This is a genomic window from Actinoplanes sp. NPDC049265 (genome assembly GCF_043197135.1).
Lineage (GTDB): Bacteria > Actinomycetota > Actinomycetes > Mycobacteriales > Micromonosporaceae > Actinoplanes.
Genome location: NZ_JBICSP010000009.1, coordinates 299,438 through 315,375, shown reverse-complemented (window position 1 = coordinate 315,375; position 15,938 = coordinate 299,438). Strand labels below are relative to the sequence as shown.

General features: G+C 71.4%; 12 protein-coding genes. 6 read left to right on the top strand and 6 right to left on the bottom strand.

Going from position 1 to position 15,938, the window contains the following annotated elements; all coding sequences use genetic code 11:
* Window positions 1–79 precede the first annotated feature (79 nt).
* Together ACGFIO_RS23135 and ACGFIO_RS23130 are read left to right on the top strand one after the other, a co-directional pair.
* Window positions 80–1,585, top strand: a complete 1,506-nt coding sequence (locus ACGFIO_RS23135) for a glycoside hydrolase family 76 protein (protein WP_392828455.1) — start codon at window positions 80–82, stop codon at window positions 1,583–1,585.
* Between the two features lie 83 nt (window positions 1,586–1,668).
* Window positions 1,669–2,394 (top strand): dienelactone hydrolase family protein, encoded by a 726-nt coding sequence (locus tag ACGFIO_RS23130; RefSeq protein ID WP_392828453.1) that lies wholly within the window; start codon window positions 1,669–1,671, stop codon window positions 2,392–2,394.
* On the opposite strand, the gene ACGFIO_RS23125 is transcribed toward ACGFIO_RS23130, so the two are convergent.
* Window positions 2,381–2,944, bottom strand: coding sequence for a TetR/AcrR family transcriptional regulator (locus ACGFIO_RS23125; RefSeq protein ID WP_392828451.1), 564 nt, complete (start codon window positions 2,942–2,944; stop codon window positions 2,381–2,383). The two genes, ACGFIO_RS23130 and ACGFIO_RS23125, sit on opposite strands and share 14 nt — an antisense overlap.
* A gap of 112 nt (window positions 2,945–3,056) precedes the next feature.
* On the opposite strand from ACGFIO_RS23125, the gene ACGFIO_RS23120 reads away from it, so the two are divergent.
* Window positions 3,057–3,935, top strand: a complete 879-nt coding sequence (locus ACGFIO_RS23120) for an SDR family oxidoreductase (protein WP_392828449.1) — start codon at window positions 3,057–3,059, stop codon at window positions 3,933–3,935.
* Here the strand turns inward: ACGFIO_RS23120 and ACGFIO_RS23115 are convergent.
* Window positions 3,922–7,281, bottom strand: a complete 3,360-nt coding sequence (locus ACGFIO_RS23115) for a CARDB domain-containing protein (protein ID WP_392828447.1) — start codon at window positions 7,279–7,281, stop codon at window positions 3,922–3,924. The genes ACGFIO_RS23120 and ACGFIO_RS23115 overlap by 14 nt on opposite strands.
* Window positions 7,282–7,473: 192 nt before the next feature.
* On the opposite strand from ACGFIO_RS23115, the gene ACGFIO_RS23110 reads away from it, so the two are divergent.
* Window positions 7,474–9,303: a Xaa-Pro dipeptidyl-peptidase gene (locus tag ACGFIO_RS23110; protein WP_392828445.1), complete on the top strand. Its 1,830-nt coding sequence runs from the start codon at window positions 7,474–7,476 to the stop codon at window positions 9,301–9,303.
* Here the strand turns inward: ACGFIO_RS23110 and ACGFIO_RS23105 are convergent.
* Window positions 9,300–10,553, bottom strand: a complete 1,254-nt coding sequence (locus ACGFIO_RS23105) for a S8/S53 family peptidase (RefSeq protein ID WP_392828443.1) — start codon at window positions 10,551–10,553, stop codon at window positions 9,300–9,302. The two genes, ACGFIO_RS23110 and ACGFIO_RS23105, sit on opposite strands and share 4 nt — an antisense overlap.
* A 21-nt stretch (window positions 10,554–10,574) precedes the next feature.
* Here ACGFIO_RS23105 and ACGFIO_RS23100 point away from each other — a divergent pair, with 21 nt between their 5' ends.
* Complete coding sequence (locus ACGFIO_RS23100) at window positions 10,575–13,196, top strand: CHAT domain-containing protein (RefSeq protein WP_392828441.1); 2,622 nt, start codon at window positions 10,575–10,577, stop codon at window positions 13,194–13,196.
* Between the two features lie 143 nt (window positions 13,197–13,339).
* Here ACGFIO_RS23100 and ACGFIO_RS23095 read toward each other — a convergent pair whose 3' ends face one another.
* A complete protein-coding gene (locus ACGFIO_RS23095; protein ID WP_392828440.1) occupies window positions 13,340–13,795 on the bottom strand; it encodes a hypothetical protein in 456 nt (151 codons plus the stop codon).
* On the bottom strand, window positions 13,792–14,346 hold the full coding sequence (locus tag ACGFIO_RS23090) for an RNA polymerase sigma factor (RefSeq protein ID WP_392828437.1): 555 nt from the start codon (window positions 14,344–14,346) through the stop codon (window positions 13,792–13,794). The genes ACGFIO_RS23095 and ACGFIO_RS23090 overlap by 4 nt, the downstream gene beginning before the upstream one ends.
* 149 nt (window positions 14,347–14,495) lie before the next feature.
* Here ACGFIO_RS23090 and ACGFIO_RS23085 point away from each other — a divergent pair, with 149 nt between their 5' ends.
* On the top strand, window positions 14,496–15,335 hold the full coding sequence (locus tag ACGFIO_RS23085; protein ID WP_392828435.1) for a P1 family peptidase: 840 nt from the start codon (window positions 14,496–14,498) through the stop codon (window positions 15,333–15,335).
* A gap of 325 nt (window positions 15,336–15,660) precedes the next feature.
* On the opposite strand, the gene ACGFIO_RS23080 is transcribed toward ACGFIO_RS23085, so the two are convergent.
* Window positions 15,661–15,825, bottom strand: a complete 165-nt coding sequence (locus ACGFIO_RS23080) for a hypothetical protein (protein ID WP_392828434.1) — start codon at window positions 15,823–15,825, stop codon at window positions 15,661–15,663.
* Window positions 15,826–15,938: the final 113 nt, after the last annotated feature.

The window sequence follows — 15,938 nt, the reverse complement described above, 5'->3', positions numbered from 1 at the left end:
CCACAGCAGATCAGGATACCTTGTTTCCAGATCGACCTCCGTCGATCGAGTTCGGCGGGAACGAGTGAAGGAGCGTGTGATGTCTCGACGTCTGTCTTCGGTTCGCTCGGCCGTTGTCGCGCTGGTCGCCGTGGTGATCGCCGCGAGCGGGGTGGCGGTCACGATGCGGCCGGCCTCGGCCGATGTGGTGCCGATGTCGGCCAACACCGACGCCGCCCTCACCGCGCTGAACAACGCCTTCCTCGTGTCCAACGGCAATCAGCGGTACTACAAGGAATCGCTGGGCAAGACCGACAAGGACTATTTCTGGCGGCAGGCCTTGGACATCCAGGCGGTCGAGGACGTGTACGAGAGCACCGGACGCGCCGAGACCCGCGACCTGATCGGCCGCCTCCTCGACACGTTCCTCCAGCAGAACCAGGGCAACGGCGGGCTGTACGACTGGAATTGGAACCAATTCAACGACGACCTGCTCTGGGCCGGCCTGGCCTTCGTCCGCGGCTACCGGATCACCGGCAACGCGACCTATCTCAGTCAGGCCCAGTACGCGTTCAACCGGGCCTACGACCGGGGCTGGGACACCGCCCTCGGCGGCGGCCTCTGGTGGAGCATCGAGAAGACGAAGAAGAGCGCCCTGAGTAACAGCCCGGCGGTCATTCTCGGCAGCCTCATCTACGAGGCCGGCGGCAACCGGGCCTACCTCGACAAGGCGCGGGCCATCTACGACTGGACCTGGTCGCGGCTGCTCGACCGGAACACCGGCGGCGTGCACGAGCAGATGAACGCCGACGGGTCGCTCGAGCCCGGTCAGACGGTGTACAGCGCCGGCGCCTTCGTCGGGGCCGCGCAGGCCATGTACCGCGACTACCGGGGGCAGTCGCTCTTCGACGACGCGAAACGCACGACCGACTTCGTCATCCGGGAACGCACCACCAACGGCATCATGACCAACGGGCAGCGGGAGGGAACCTGGCAGTCCGAATTCGCTCGCGGCATGGGCGAGTTCGTGCGCCAGAACAATCTCTGGGCGCAGTACTACACGTTCATGAAACGCAACGCGGACGCGGCGTGGAACGTACGGCGTACCGACCTGAATCTGACCTGGAACCGCTGGGACGCGCAGACCCCGCGCGACGACACCCGGGCGGTCGAAACCATCGGCGCGGTCATCATGCAGGCCGTCACCCCGGCCTCGATCCCGTCCACCAACACTATTTCCAGCACCTGGAACGGCCGGTGCGTCGACGTCCCGAACGTCAACTACAGCGACGGCCAGCCACTGGACGTCTGGTCCTGCAACGGCGGCGGCAACCAGAAATGGGAGTCGGTCAACGGCGCCTTCCGCACCCAGAACAACATGTGCCTGGACGTCGCCGGCGGCTCCACCGCGGACGGCGCGGTCATCCAGATCGCCACCTGCTCGGGCGGCGCGGCGCAGCAGTTCGTCCTCGACGCGGCCGGCCAGCTGGTCAATCCCCGCTCCAACAAGTGCGTGGACATCAAGGCCTGGACCGACCGCGACGGCGCGGGCCTGGACCTGTGGACCTGCAACGGCGGCGCCAACCAGAAGTGGCGCCGCGGCTGAGCGGGCGGCCCTGGGCGACCCGGCAACGCGCGGCGTCCGTTCACCTCGACCAACATTCGGACGATCTTGGGTACTGTCGGCCCGTGAAGCTGTATGAGGACACGGTGCGCGTCGGCGATCTGATCAACACAGTGGTGATCCGGCCGGTGGGTGCCGTGCCGCTGCCGGGGGTCGTGCTCTACACCGACATCTTCCAGCTGACCGAGTCCACTTTGCGCACGGCGCGGCGGCTGGCCGCGTACGGCTTCGTGGTGGCCGTCCCGGAGATCTACCCGCACACCGATCTGGCCGGCGTCGCGCTGGAGTTCGACGACGAGGGCAAGCGGCGGGGGCTGGCCGGCGCGGCCGCGACCACGGTGGACGAGTTCGACGCCGACCGGGTGGCCGTGCTCGACTACCTGGAAAGCCGCGACGACACGACCACGCTGTTCGCCACCGGCTTCTGCATCGGCGGTCACCTGGCCTTCCGCGCCGCCTTCGACCCGCGCGTCCGGGCCACGGTCTGTTTCTATCCGACCGGCCTGCAGAACGGCGCCCTGGGCCGGGACGCCGACGCCGGTTCGCTGGCCCGTGCGGCCGACATCCATGGCCGCCTGCTGGTCGTCTTCGGCTCGCGGGACCCGCACGTGCCCGCCGACGCCCGCCTCCAGATCGTCTCGGCCCTGTACGCGGCCGGCCTCGACGATCTGGAACTGCACGTCTACCAGGGTGGCGAGCACGCCTTCATGCGCGACATCGGCCCGCGCCACGACCCGGTCCTGACCGACCTCGCCCTGACCGAGGCGGTGTCGTTCTTCACCGGGCGATGACCGTCTGAAGCCGGGCGAGGCCGTCGCGCATGCCGGCGGCCAGGTCGGCCGGTGCCTCCGATTCGACCCAGCGGCGGAAGGCGACCTGGAGCACGACGATGCCGGCCTGGGCGGCGAGACCGGCGTCGGGTTCGGGTACGCCGCGTTCGCCCAGGGCGGCGGCCAGTGCCGTGGCCAGCGTCGCCATCTTGATCAGCTCGCGTTCGAGCAGTTCCGGGTTGGCCATGATGATCGCGTGCCGCCGCCGTGACATGGCGTGATCGCGGCCGAGGAACTTCGCCGCCACGTCCAGGGCCTCGCCCACCGCGGACACCGGGCTCGCCGACGCCGGCGCCTGGCGCACCGCGGTGACCATGCCGTCGCGCAGGTCGGACGAACCGGCGAACAGCACTTCGCGCTTGTCGGTGAAGTGGCGGAAGAACGTCCGTGCGGTGAGACCCGCCTTCTCCGCGATCTCGGCCACCGTCGTCTGCTCGTACCCGCGCTCGGCGTAGAGCTCCATCGCCGCCTCCCGGAACCGGCCCGCCGCCCCGGCCTCCCACCTCGCCATGATCACGATTCTAGAGGAGTGCCGTCCAGTCATGTCACTCGATGACGTCACTGGTGCTACGTTAGTGATGTCATCGAGTGACATCCAACGAAGCGAAGCAGGAGGCGCGACAATGCGCATCTTCGTCACCGGAGCATCCGGCTGGATCGGCACCGACACCGTGAAAGAGCTGCTCAGAGGCGGCCACAGCGTGCTCGGGCTGGCCCGCTCGGACGCGTCGGCCGAGCGGATCACCGCCCTCGGCGCCGACGTGCACCGCGGCGGCCTGGACGACCTGGACAGCCTGCGCACCGGCACCGAGTCGGCCGACGGCGTGGTCCACCTCGGCTACAACCACGACTTCACCCAGATGGAGGCCGCGGTCGCGCTGGACCGGGCCGCGATCGAGACCATGGGTGCGGCGGTCAAGCCGGGCGGACCGTTCGTCATCGCGTCCGGCGTCGCCGGTCTGGTCCCCGGGCGGCCCGCGGTCGAGACCGACATGGGCGACCCGGCCGGCTACTCACGGGCGGCCAACGCGACGATCGCGCTCGGGCTGGCCGACCGTGGGGTGCGATCGGCGGCGGTGCGGTTCGCGCCGACCGTGCACGGCCGCGGCGACCACGGATTCGTCGCCGAACTGGTCCGGATCGCTCGGGCCACCGGCGTGTCGGGCTATGTCGGTGACGGCGCCGGTCGCTGGGCCGCGGTACACCGGGACGACGCCGCGGTGCTCGTCCGGCTGGCCGTCGAGCAGGCCGAACCCGGCTCGATCCTGCACGCCGTGGCCGAGCCGGGGGTGCCGACCCGGGACATGGCCGCGGCGATCGGGCGCGGGCTCGGCGTACCCGTCGAATCTCGCCCGGCCGAGCACTTCGGCTGGCTGGGCCGCTTCTTCGGCGCCGACCTGGCCGCGTCGAGCGAGATCACCCGGAAGAGGTACGACTGGACCCCCGCCCAGGCCGGCCTGATCGCCGACCTGGACGAGGGGCACTACTTCACGAACCGCTGATGGTGAACTGAGTGCCGGGCTCCCGGACGATGTCGCCGTCCGCGGAGTTGGTGATGGTCACGTTCGACAACGTCGCCGACCCGCGGGCACCGGACATCGCCCGGATCCCGGCGCCGTTGTTGGACTTGTCGATCCGCACGTTCGAGATCGCCACCCCGGGCATGTTCCCGCCGCCGGTCTTGAATTGAATCCCGTCGTACGTGGAATCGGAGATCTCGGTGTCCCGGATCGTGACCCCGGTGATGTCCTTGCCCTGGGCGAACAGGGTGATCGCGCCGAACTCCTGCGCCTCGCCCCAGAACGCCCCGCCGGTCCGGAACAGCCCGTTGCCGCTGATCGTGGTCGTGCCCGAGAACGGCAGCGGGTTGTGGTCGGTGGCCAGCATGATGCCGGGGTAGTTGGCCGTGTCCGAGATCAGGTTGTTCTCGATCACGTTGCCGTACCCGCCGTAGATCGCCGCGCCGTTGGCCCGCCACGGCAACTGGATCGTGTTGTTGGTGAACCGGTTGTCGTGGCCGATGTCGACGCTCTGGTCCTTGACGAACGGGTTGGCCCAGACCGCCAGCGAATCGTCGCCGGTGGTGCGGAACGAGGAGTTGAAGACCCGCGAGTTGCGTGTGCCGTTGGAGAAGTTGATGCCGTCGGCGTACGTGTCACGGATCCGCATGCCGGTGAACTCCAGGCCGTCACCGGGGTTCCAGTAGGCGGGCGTGTCCGAGTAGTCGCGGCCGACCCAGGCGCCGACGTTGACGTGCTCGATCCACACGTTGCTGATCTTCGTGTTCTTCCCGAACCGCCCGTTCAGCCCGTGCCCGCGGTTGGCCCGGTTGGTCGTCATCCCGAAGATGGCGATGTCACTGATCTGGGTGTTGTCGTCGATGTCGAAGCCGACGTTGCCCTCGTGCGGGTGGTTGATGTTGCCCTGCACGTTCTGCGGCTCGGTGTTGGTGTAGAGCTGCGAGTACCACATGCCGGCGCCGCGGATCACGACGTTGCGGATGCCCTTCTGGTTGTACTGGCCGCGGCCCGGGTCGGGGGAGAGGATCTTCTGCTCCTGCCGCCACTGGCCGGACGGGATCCAGACGCAGGAGATCACGCCGTTCTCGTCGTCGGTGACCGCCCGCTGGATGGCCGAGGTGTCGTCGATGCCATCGTTGGGCACGGCACCGTACTGGGTGATCGACGTGCAGCCGGCCGGCTGCTGGATCTCGGGCGCGACCTGCTCGAGGTCGACCAGGTCGAGGTAGTAGAACGACGCGTTGTCGCCGCTGTCCCGCTGCAGCTTGAACTTCGTGCCCGGCGGGTACGACGTGCCGAGCAGCGCGTGCGACTCGTCGAAGAGCCGACGGGCGTCCCCGGACGGGCTGTTGGACAGGCCCTCGGTGTCGTCGGTGGTCCCGTAGAGCCACGAGTTGCGCGACGACAACGTCAGCTTCCGGTTGAACGTGCCGTTGACGTAGAGGCTGATCGTCGCCTCCTGCCCGCCGCCACCCGGCGCGTCCGGGATGGAGTTGCGGACCACTATCGAGTTGGCCTGGGCGGCCGAGGTGACCTCGACGTACTGCCCCTGGGATGTGAGCCGGACCGACGCCCGGCCCGACGACTCGGTGCCGAAGTTGGTGTGCCCGAACGTCCGCAGCGGGTCGGCGGTGATCAGGGTGCCCGAGTAGCTGCCGGCTTCGGCCTCGTACGAGGTGTACGGGACGGCGGCACCTCGCCCGACCACGATGGACCGGGTCGCGGTGTTGTTGTTCTCGTTCGTCTCGGCCACCGCCCCGGTCGCGTCCGCGGTCGCGGTGACCGTGACGCCGCCGGTGGTCGCGGTCCACGTGCCCGGGATCGCGACGGTGGCCGTGGCGCCGGCGGCGATCGCCGGGGTGCTGCCGTTGAGCGTCGTCGACCCGGCGGTGACCCGGGTGGTCGAGGCGCCGGCCTGGGTGGTGCCACGGTTGCGGACGGCCACGGTGAAGCTGACCGGCGCCCCGACCGCCGGGTTGGCCGGGTTCGGGGTGATCGACGCGATCTCCAGGTCGGGCCCCGGGGCCTGGGCCACCACGAGCGCGGTCGGCGAGGTGTACGTGTTGTTGTCGTTGTTCTGCTCGGGCACGGTGTCGGCCGGGTCCACGGTCGCCGCCACGGTGTAACTGCCCTGGGCCCGGCGGCCCGCCGCCACGGTCACGGTGGCCGAGGCTCCGGCCGCCAGCGCGCCGACCGGGGCGGTGCCGACGACGGTGCCGTTCAGCTTGACGTCCACCGTGGTCGCGGCCGAGGCGGCGGTTCCGGCGTTGCGCACGGTCGCCGACACGTTGATCGACGAGCTTTCGTCCGGGGTGGCCGGCGTCCAGCTCGTACCCGTCACCGTCAGGTCGGGGTTGGGTGCCCACGCGCCGATCACCTGGAACTCGGCGGCCTGCCCGCCCGGCGCTCCGCTGTTGGTGAAGAACTGCAGCCGCAGGTCGGCCGCCCGTGCGGTGACCGGGATGGTGACGCTGTTCTGGTTGGCCGACGGGGTGAAGGCGTAGTCGGCGCGGGCCTTGAGCGAGGTGAAGGCGGTCGCGCTCTGCGCGCGCCCCAGAACCTCGATCGCCTGGGTACGCGGCCCCCAGACCGGATCCGGGTTGAGCTTGACCACCACGGCGGTGACGTCGGCGTTGGCGCCGAGCTTGACGGTCAGCGTGGCCGGTTGCCCGGCGGCCTCCCAGTAGGTGCCGGTGTTGCCGTCGACCGCGTTACCGGCCACGAACGACTGGGTGAACGACGACGCCTCGATCGGCTTGTTCGCGGCCAGGTTGGCGCCGTCCGGCGGGGGCGGATCACCCGGGCCGGTGCCGCCGGGACCGTAGATCTCGAACTCGCCGATCTGCGCGGCCGGCCAGCCGGTGTTCGCGGTGACGGTCAGGCGGACGAACCGGATCGAGGCGGCGGCGAACCCGATGGTGACGGTGTTGCCGGTGGCCGGGTCGAAGAACCGCCCGGCCGAGGGTGACAGCGTGCTGAAGGCACTGCCGTCGGTGCTGCCCTGTACGGCGATCGTCTGGGTACGCGCGGCCCAGGCGGTCGCCGGCGGCAGTTTCAGCGTGACCTGATCGACCTGGGTGGTGGATCCCAGGTCGAGCTGGACCCACTGCGGGAACGAGCCGTTGGGGCTCTCCCAGTAGGTGTTCGGGTTCTGGTCGTTGACCAGGTTGGCGCCGAATCCGCCGTTCGAACCGCTGGCGGTGGCCGGCTTGCCGGGGGAGAGGTTGGGGCCGGCGGCTCGCGCGGGGGCGGCGAGCAGTCCGGCGGCGGCGGTGAGTACGAGGGTGAGGATGCCGCCGGCCAGCCGGCGGCGCAGCTTCCGTGTCATGGGGCCCTCAGTTCATCTTTTGCGTACACGTTGCCGAGTTTTTTCGGGACGGGGCATTCAAGATTTCAGATATGTGACTAGTTCGTCAACGGTCGACTCGGGCGCAGTGGTAGCCAAGGGCGGTATCCAGGCCCCGGATGCCGCGCTGGCCTACCACTCGGCAACATCGACAAAACCCGATAGGGTGACCGCGTGCGTACGCGTGGTGTGCTTCTCGCCGTCCTGAGTTCCGCCCTGCTGTTACCGGTCGCCGCACCGGCCTCGGCCGCGCCACCGAGCGGCACCGAGCCGCGCTACGACTACGCCACCGCCGTCCGCGAGCAGGTGTGGGTGCAGACCCCGGTGGACAGCGACGGCGACGGCGAACGCGACCGGGTGGCGGTGCGGATCATCCGGCCGTCCGGGGTGGACCACAAGATCCCGGTGATCTTCCAGGCCAGCCCGTATTACGCCGGCCTCAACGACGTGCCCAACCACGACGACGTGGACCGCGATGGGTCCGACTCGCGGCGTGCGGCAGCACCGGGAACGAACCGCGCCGAGACGATCACCTTCTCCGGCTACCTCGACAACTACTTCGTACCGCGGGGGTACGCCGTGGTGTTCGCGGACAGCCTGGGCACCGGCGGCTCGGACGGCTGCCCGACCTCCGGCGGCCGCAACGAGACGCTCGGCATGAAGGCGGTCGTCGACTGGCTCAACGGCCGGGCCAAGGCCTGGGACGCGGCCGGCGCACCGATCAGCGCCGGCTGGAGCAGCGGCAAGACCGGGATGATCGGCGTCTCCTACAACGGGACACTGCCCAACGCGGTCGCCTCCACCGGCGTCGAGGGCCTCGAGACGATCGTGCCGATCGCGGCCATCTCCTCCTGGTACGACTACTACCGCGCCAACGGCGGAGTCGTCGCCCCCGGCGGCTTCCAGGGCGAGGACCTCGACGTACTCGCCCGCGCCGTCCTCACCCGGGCGCACCCGGGAGTCTGCGCCGCCGCGATGGACGCGATCGAGGCCGCCCAGGACCGGGTCACCGGCGACTACTCGAAATACTGGGCCGAGCGCGACTACACCCGCGACGCGGACAAGGTCAAAGCCAGCGTGCTGCTCGTGCACGGCCTGCACGACATGAACGTGCGCACCGGCCAGGCCGGGCAGTGGTGGGACCGGCTGGCCCGCAACAACGTGCCCCGCAAGATCTGGCTGCACCAGGGCGCGCACGCCGATCCGTTCTCGATCCGCCGGGCCGAGTGGCTGGACACCCTGCACGCCTGGCTGGACCACTGGCTGTACGGCATCGACAACGACATCATGAGCAAGCCGATGGCCGACGTCGAGGTGGCACCGAACGTCTGGAAGACCGCGAAGAGCTGGCCCATCCCGAGCGCCCGCACCTCGGCCTGGTATGTCGCCCCGGCCGGCGAGCTGTCCCCGGTGGCCGGCCGGTCCCGCCGGGCCTCCTTCACGGACGACCCGGCGCGTACGGCCGAGAACCTGGCCGCGAACCCGGAAGCGGCCGACGCCGGACGCCTCGCCTTCCAGACCGCGCCCCTGACCGCCGAGACGCGACTCTCCGGCACCCCGGAGATCACCGTTCGTGCCGACCTGGACGGCAAGTCGCCGTACCTGACCGCGCTGCTGGTCGACTACGGCACCGCCGACCGGTACGCCGGCCGCCGCGCCGTGCCCGGGCAGGACTGCGTCGGCCCCGGCATCCCGGAGGACCCGGGCTGCTTCAACCGCAGCGAGTACGTCACCGCGCCGACGCCGTACGAGGTCGTCACCCGCGGCTGGGCCGACGTCCGCAACCGGCACGGCCGCAACGTCACCGAGGCGATCGCGCCGGGTCAGACGTACACGGTGAAGTGGGATCTGCAGACCACCGACCACGTCTTCGCCCTGGGCCACCGGATCGGCCTGGTGATCATCTCCACCGACCGGGACCACACGCTGCGCTACCCGGCCGGCACCGAGGTGGGCGTCCGCCTCGGCGTCTCCCGCATCGACCTCCCCCTGGCCCGTTCCTAGTCGTTGAAGTTGAACTCGGGCCGGGCGATGGCACCGAGTCCGGGGATGGCCGAGTCCTGGGCCTGAGTGATCAGGCTCCGGGCCGCGGTCACCCCGTTCTCGCCCGTCTTCGACATCCGCGCCGCGGTCAGGCCGGCGATCACCGGCGTGGCGAACGACGTGCCGCTCCACTTGGCCATGCCCTTGTAGTGCATCTTCACGCCCTTGTTGGGCGGCTCCTCACCGATGTAGGTGCCGACCGGGAAGGCGTTGACCAGGTCCTCGCCCGGCGCGTAGACGTCCACCCAGCCACCGAAGTTGCTGAACGTCGCCCGCTCGGTCATCGACGGGTTGAGCGCGCCCACCGACACCGCGTACGGCGACGCCGCCGGCCAGAACGGCTGCCGCACCCCGTCGTTGCCGGCCGCGGCGACCAGCAGCACACCCTTGTGCAGCCGCAGCCGGCGCCGGCCGAACAACTGGATCGAGAGCAGGTCCCGCGAACGGTGCGTCCAGGTGCCGGCCGAGAAGTTGATGATGTCCGGGCTGTCCGAGTCGAGGATGTCCATCAGCGCGTCCACCAGCTCGGTCTCGAACCGGGCGCCACCGGGCTCGAAGCTGGCCCGCACATGCACCTCGGCCGCCGGCGCCAGGCAGCGGATCACACCGGCGATGAAGGTGCCGTGGCCCGCGTACTCGGTCATCGGGTTCTCCAGGATGCCCCGGTCCAGATCACCGGTGACGCCCTCGAGCCACGGCGAGCGCTTGGTCGCCTCCGGGTCCAGGCCGGTGTCGGCCACCACCACCCGGATGCCCGCGCCGGCGGTCGGGTCCGAGTTGACCGCGGGCACCGGCTTGGTGTCCGGCGGCACCGGGACCGGCTCCGACGCCGGGCAGTTGCCCGCCTCACCGGCGATGTGTACCAGATGGTTGGCCGCGACCAGGCCCCGGCCCATCACCCGCTCCACCTCACCGATAGCGGTCATCGTGCCGCCCGGAACGTGCATCACCCGGTAACCGGGCGTGGCCGGGGTCCGCTCCCGCAGCTCACACGTGATGTTCAGGCTCCACAGGTGATCCTGCACGGCCTTGGCGTGCTGATCCTCGACCAGCATGGACTCCGGCTCGTAGTGGAACTCGACCCCGGTCTCCTCCCAGTTCTCCGGTCCGGGGGCGATGTCGATCCCGCGCTGGCGGAATCTCTCCCGGAGCAGACGGAGCTGGGCCTGCTGGCGGGTCTCCGGTCGGGAACCCGTTCGTTCGTCACTCATCGTCTCTCCTAGTATTGGCGCGTGTCGTCAGCTGGCCTGACGTCCGAGCGGCTGCTGTCCTTGGCACTGTCCCGCCCGGCCGAGGCGTTACGGGAGGCCGACCAGATCCTGGCCGGTCGCCCTGAGGCGCGCGTCGCGTCGATGGCCCGTCAGGCTCGGGCCATCGTGTTGCGCGACGGTGGCAACAGCGCGGCCGCGATCACCGAGCTGCGTCGTGCGTTGCGGGACGCTCGCGCGTCCGGTCAGGCCGAGCGGGTCGCCGACGTGCAGGCGACGCTCGGTCTCACGCTGGGGTTCGCCGGGCGTACGCGACCCGGCCTGGCGATGCTCGACGAGGCCGTGGCCGGTGTCCGCGGCGTGGCCGGCGGCCGCAACCTGATGCGCCGGGCCAGCCTGCTGCGCGTCCTCGGCCGTTACGACCAGGCCCTCGAAGACCTGCGCCGGGCGATCAGCCTGCTGCGCCGCGGCGGCGACCAGCTCTGGGAAGCCCGCTCCCGGATGCACCGTTTCCTGGTCTGGTGTGCGGTCGGCCAGACCGCGCGCGCCGACCGTGATCTGAGCGAGGCGGAACGGCTCTTCTCCGAGCTCGGCCAGGACATGGAACTGGCCAACGTGCTGCACAACCGTTCCGACCTGGCCTACTTCGCCGGTGACCTGGCCGGCGCGCTGAGCTTTCTGGACGCCGCAGCCGACCGGTACGCCCGGCTCGGCGTGCACTTCTACTCGTACGCCCTGGCCGCCGACCGCTGCTCCGTACTGCTCGCCGCCGGCCTGTTCACCGAGGCCGTGACCGTCGCCGAGGAGACCGTCCGGGACCACGCCGCGCGCGGCGGCGCCGCCACCAAGGCGGCCGAGTTCCTGTTCGCCGCCGGTCAGGCCGCCTACGCCGCCGGTCGCCCGGCCCTGGCCGCCGAACGCGCCGCCGCCGCCCGCGACCTGTTCCGCCGCCAGGGCCGCGACCGCTGGCACGCCCGCGCGTCGTTCGTGGTGCTGCAGTCCCGCTGGGCCGAGGGCCACCGCGACGGCCGGCTGGTCACCCGGGCCGGTGAGCTGGCCGACCGGCTCGACTCCCTGGACGCCCTCGAGGCGCCCGCCGCGCACCTGCTGGCCGGCCGGCTCGCCGCCGAACGGGGCCGGCACGCCGACGCCGACCGGCACCTGGCCCGGGCCGCGCACTTCCGCAACCGCGGTCCCAGCTTCGGTCACGCGGTCGGCTGGTTGGCCCACGCGCTGCGGGCCAAGGAGCGCGGTGACACCCGCGCGATGCTGGCCGCCTGCCGCTTCGGGCTGCGCGCGGCCGAGAACCACCGGCGCACCCTGGCCGCCCCCGAGCTGCTGGCGCACGCCACCGTGCACGGCATCGAGCTGGTCGAACTGGCCCAGCGCGAGGCGGTCGCCCGCGGTGACGCCCGGATGCTGCTGCGCTGGAGCGAGCGCTGGCGTGCCGGTGGGCTGGCCGTCGCCCCGGTGCGCCCGCCGGACGACCCCGAGCTGGCGGCCGAGATGGCGGCGCTGCGCTCGGTCGAGGGCCGGCTGGCCGACGCCCGCGCGGCCGGGGCGCCGGTGCGGCAGATCGAGCAGGAACGCCGGGCTCTGGAGGGTGCGATCCGGGCGCGCACCCGCCGGGTCTCCGGCACGCACGCCCAGACCGATCAGCCGGGTACGGACAAAGCCCCCGACCCGCTCACCGCGCTGGGCGAGCACACCCTGGTCACCCTGACGTTCCTGGACGGCATCCTCTACGCGACCACCGTGGCCGCCGGCCGCGCCCGTACCCATCTGGTCGGTCCTCTCGCGACCGCCGTCCGCGAGGTCGAGCTGGCCCGCTTCGCCCTGCGCCGGCTGGCCCGTGGCCGCCCGCCCGCCGGCGCCGGCCCTGCCCTCGACGCTGCCGGCGCCGCCCTGGAACGCGCCCTGCTCGGCCCGGCCGCCCAGGTCCTCGGCGACGGCCCGGTGCTGGTGGTGCCGCCGGCCATCCTGCACTCGGTGCCCTGGGGCATGCTGCCGGCGCTGCGCGAAAGCCCGTTCGTGGTGTCGCCGTCGCTGGCCACCTGGCTGCGGGCGGGCGACACCGGGCACACCGGTGGCCGCCGGGTCGTGCTGGTCCGCGGCCCCGAACTCGACGGCACCGGCCTCGAGATCAAGCACATCGCCCGCACCTACCCCCAGGCCACAGTCCTCGAGGACGGCAGCGCGACGGCCGACGCCGTGCTCTCGGCGCTGGACGGCGCGTGGACCGCCCACATCGCCGCGCACGGCGTCTTCCGCGGTGACAACCCGCTGTTCTCCAGCCTGTCCCTGGACGACGGGCCGCTGACCGTCTATGACCTCGGGCGCCTGCGCCGCGCGCCGGCCCACCTGGTCCTCTCCAGCTGCGAGAGTGGCGTGGCCGCGCCGGTCAGCACCGACGAACTGCTCGGCATGGTCAGCGCGCTCATCCCGCTGGGCACCCGCAGCCTGCTGGCCAGCGTGGTCCCGGTCAACGACGCGGTGACCAGTGCGCTGATGGCCGACTTCCACGAGCGGCTGCGGGCCGGCCGGGGCTTCGGTGCCGCGCTGCGCGACGTACGCCAGGCGGCCGCCGCCTCCACCGACGTCATCCTGCTGGCCACGGCCTGGTCCTTCGTCTCCCTCGGCCGCTGACCCGCCCCGCCCCGCCCCCTCCAGTGGTAGCCCACGACGGTGCTCGGGCGTGGTAGGCGGCGTTGGGCTACCACTGTGGGTTTGTGGTGGTAGACCTGGGCGGTGTCCGGGCGTGGAAGGCCGCGTTGGGCTACCACTGTGGGTCACAAGATCACCCAGGACGTGACCAGGGAGTCGCCGCCGGGCAGCTCGCAGCGCAGCCGGATCGGGCCGCTGGCCAGGTCGGTGATCAGGAACCGGCCCAGGTCGTCGAGCGCGAGCGGGGTGGTGGACCGCCCACCGTTCTCGACCGAGGCGGTGCCCGCGCCCGCCCCGAACACCTGGCCCATCATGGTCCAGCCGGCGCCTTCCGCGCGTACCGTCATCTCGACCTGGGTGCCTTCCGCCTGGAAGGACAACAACCGTTCGTCGGTGGCCTGCCGCACCGGCTCGAAATCGGCGTCCGCCGTCGAGTCGGCGATCAGCTCGGCCAGCTTCGCGTCCATGTCGCGGGTGAGGAAGGCGGCGCGGGCCGCGTCGCGTACGTGCTGGGGCACCGGGTCGACCAGCGCGGCCAATCGGCGCAGATCGTCCAGGAGTTCGTCATCCACAGAGCTCACGAGGCCACCGCCATGATCCGTCGCAGGGAGTTGAGACAGCGTTGCCGGGTCGGCCCGATCCCGCCGATCGGCATGTCCAGGGCGACCGCCGCCGTCGCGTAGCTCGGCGCCGGGTCGGACATCAGAACCCGGAGCAGCGAGCGGCACTGGGCCGAGATCTGACTGAACGCCCGCCAGAGCGCCCGGTCGCGCTCGTCGCGCAGGACACCGTCGTCCACGCCCGGGCCACCCTCGTCGGGCAGGTCGTCGAAGTCGTCGTGCGGCACTGACTTGGTGCGCTGCCGCAGGATCGCGAGGCACTCCCGCCGGATGGTCGTGGACAGCCAGCCCGCGATCCGCTCCGGTTCCCGGATGGTGTCCAGTTTTTCCACCAGCCGCAGCCAGGTGGCCTGCACCGCGTCGGCGGCGTCGGCCTCGTTGAGCCGCATCGCCCGCGCCACCGACCAGAGCAGAGGTGTGTACTGCTCGGTCAGCTCGTCCCAGGCGGTCCCGTCGCCCGCCGCGGCCCGCGCGATCAGATCCGCGCCACCGTTGTGGTCGGGTGCCTCCATCCATCCCTCACGTTCGCTCGGCGGGGAGAACCGGCTCCCCGCGTCGTTCCGCCGCGGTTCATCCCGCAGCGCCCCGATACTTCCCTGAGCGTCCGTGTCGTTGGCTGATACGTCCGGTGTGCGACACAAGGGCGGCTAGCTTTGGCCCTATGACGCAGCTCCTGACCGCGTACGCGGGCCATTGGACGGGCGCCGGCACCGGGGTGACGGTGATCCTGCCACCGCCCGGCACGGTCGGGTCGGGCGAGGTCCGCGGGGGTGCCCCGGCAACCCGCGAGTTTGCCCTGCTCGACCCGTCCCGCCTGGTCAACCGGGTGGACGCGGTGGTCCTGTCCGGCGGTTCGGCGTTCGGGTTGTCCGCCGCGACCGGCGTGGCCGATCTGCTGCGCGAGCGTGGCCAGGGCTTCGGGACGCCGGTCGGGCCGGTCCCGATCGTGGTCGGCCTGTCCCTGTTCGACGCGTCGGCGGGCGGCACGCCACCGGATGCCGCGTCCGGCCGGGCCGCCGCCGAGTCCGCGTACGCGGGTGAGCCGCTGGCCTCGGGACGGGTGGGCGCGGGCACCGGCGCGACCATCGGCAAGTGGCGCGGCCGCCGCGACCCCGGCGGTGTCGGCGTGGCCATCCGGGACGCCGGGCCGGTCCAGGTGGCCGCCCTGATCGCGGTCAACGCCTGGGGTGATGTCACCGATCGTCCCGGCGTCCCGCCGAGCGCACCCGCCCGCGGCTTCGAGATGCAGAACACGACCATCGGTGTCGTGCTGACCACGGCCGTCCTGTCCAAGACCGACTGCTTTTTGCTGGCCCAGAGCGGCCACAGCGGGTACGCCCGGGCCATCCACCCGGCGCACTCCCGCTACGACGGCGACGCCCTGGTCGCCCTGGCCACCGGGGAGGTCACCGCCGACGTCGACGTCGACCTGCTCCGCGCGGTCGCCACCGAGACCGTCGCCGAGGCCATCCACGCCGCTGTCCTGAGTGACGGGGGCTGACCGTGTCCACCCCCGGCCGGCCCCGGCCCCGGTGAGGACCGCCACCGGCCGGCCGAGCGGGCTGGTCTCGGCCATCGTCTGGAACTTCTCGGCCCCATGAACTCGACGACGTTCTCGCTCGACACGTTGCCCGGGGCGATGCCGTTGACCCGGACGTTGGCCGGGCCCCACTCGACCGACCAGGCTCCGGTGCAGGCCATAGGTCGACAGGTGGGGCATGTGACGCGTTCCGGCCATTGACCAGCTCGACGACAACGACGAGTCCCGGGCCGCCATCACCCGAGCCCTCGACTTCGTGGTGGACCAGCTCTGGTGACGTCGGCGGTCAGCGGGAGCGGGGGCCGTAGGCCGCGTACCGGCCGGAGCGGCGGGGCTTGTGCTGCCAGCGGCTCGGGGAGCGGACCACCACGCACGCCTTGGGTGGGGTCGGTGGGGGCTCGGGCGCGGTGGTATCGCGGGGTGGGTGGCAGCGGTCCGGACGGCAGAACATGAGGGTCACGGTAGGCCGGATCGGCGGGCTGAGGGTGGGCCTGTTGATCCCCCTGTCCGAAGGGGCAACCGCGAAGGGTGCAACGCGCCTGATCAGGGGCGAGGTACCTTTGC

Bases quoted from the DNA above. Each gene is read 5' to 3' on its own strand.
- ACGFIO_RS23135 (WP_392828455.1), top strand. From the start codon at position 80: ATGTCTCGACGTCTGTCTTCGGTTCGCTCGGCCGTTGTCGCGCTGGTC.
- ACGFIO_RS23125 (WP_392828451.1), bottom strand. From the start codon at position 2,944: ATGGCGAGGTGGGAGGCCGGGGCGGCGGGCCGGTTCCGGGAGGCGGCG.
- ACGFIO_RS23120 (WP_392828449.1), top strand. From the start codon at position 3,057: ATGCGCATCTTCGTCACCGGAGCATCCGGCTGGATCGGCACCGACACC.
- ACGFIO_RS23115 (WP_392828447.1), bottom strand. From the start codon at position 7,281: ATGACACGGAAGCTGCGCCGCCGGCTGGCCGGCGGCATCCTCACCCTC.
- ACGFIO_RS23105 (WP_392828443.1), bottom strand. From the start codon at position 10,553: ATGAGTGACGAACGAACGGGTTCCCGACCGGAGACCCGCCAGCAGGCC.
- ACGFIO_RS23090 (WP_392828437.1), bottom strand. From the start codon at position 14,346: ATGGAGGCACCCGACCACAACGGTGGCGCGGATCTGATCGCGCGGGCC.
- ACGFIO_RS23085 (WP_392828435.1), top strand. From the start codon at position 14,496: ATGACGCAGCTCCTGACCGCGTACGCGGGCCATTGGACGGGCGCCGGC.
- ACGFIO_RS23080 (WP_392828434.1), bottom strand. From the start codon at position 15,825: ATGTTCTGCCGTCCGGACCGCTGCCACCCACCCCGCGATACCACCGCG.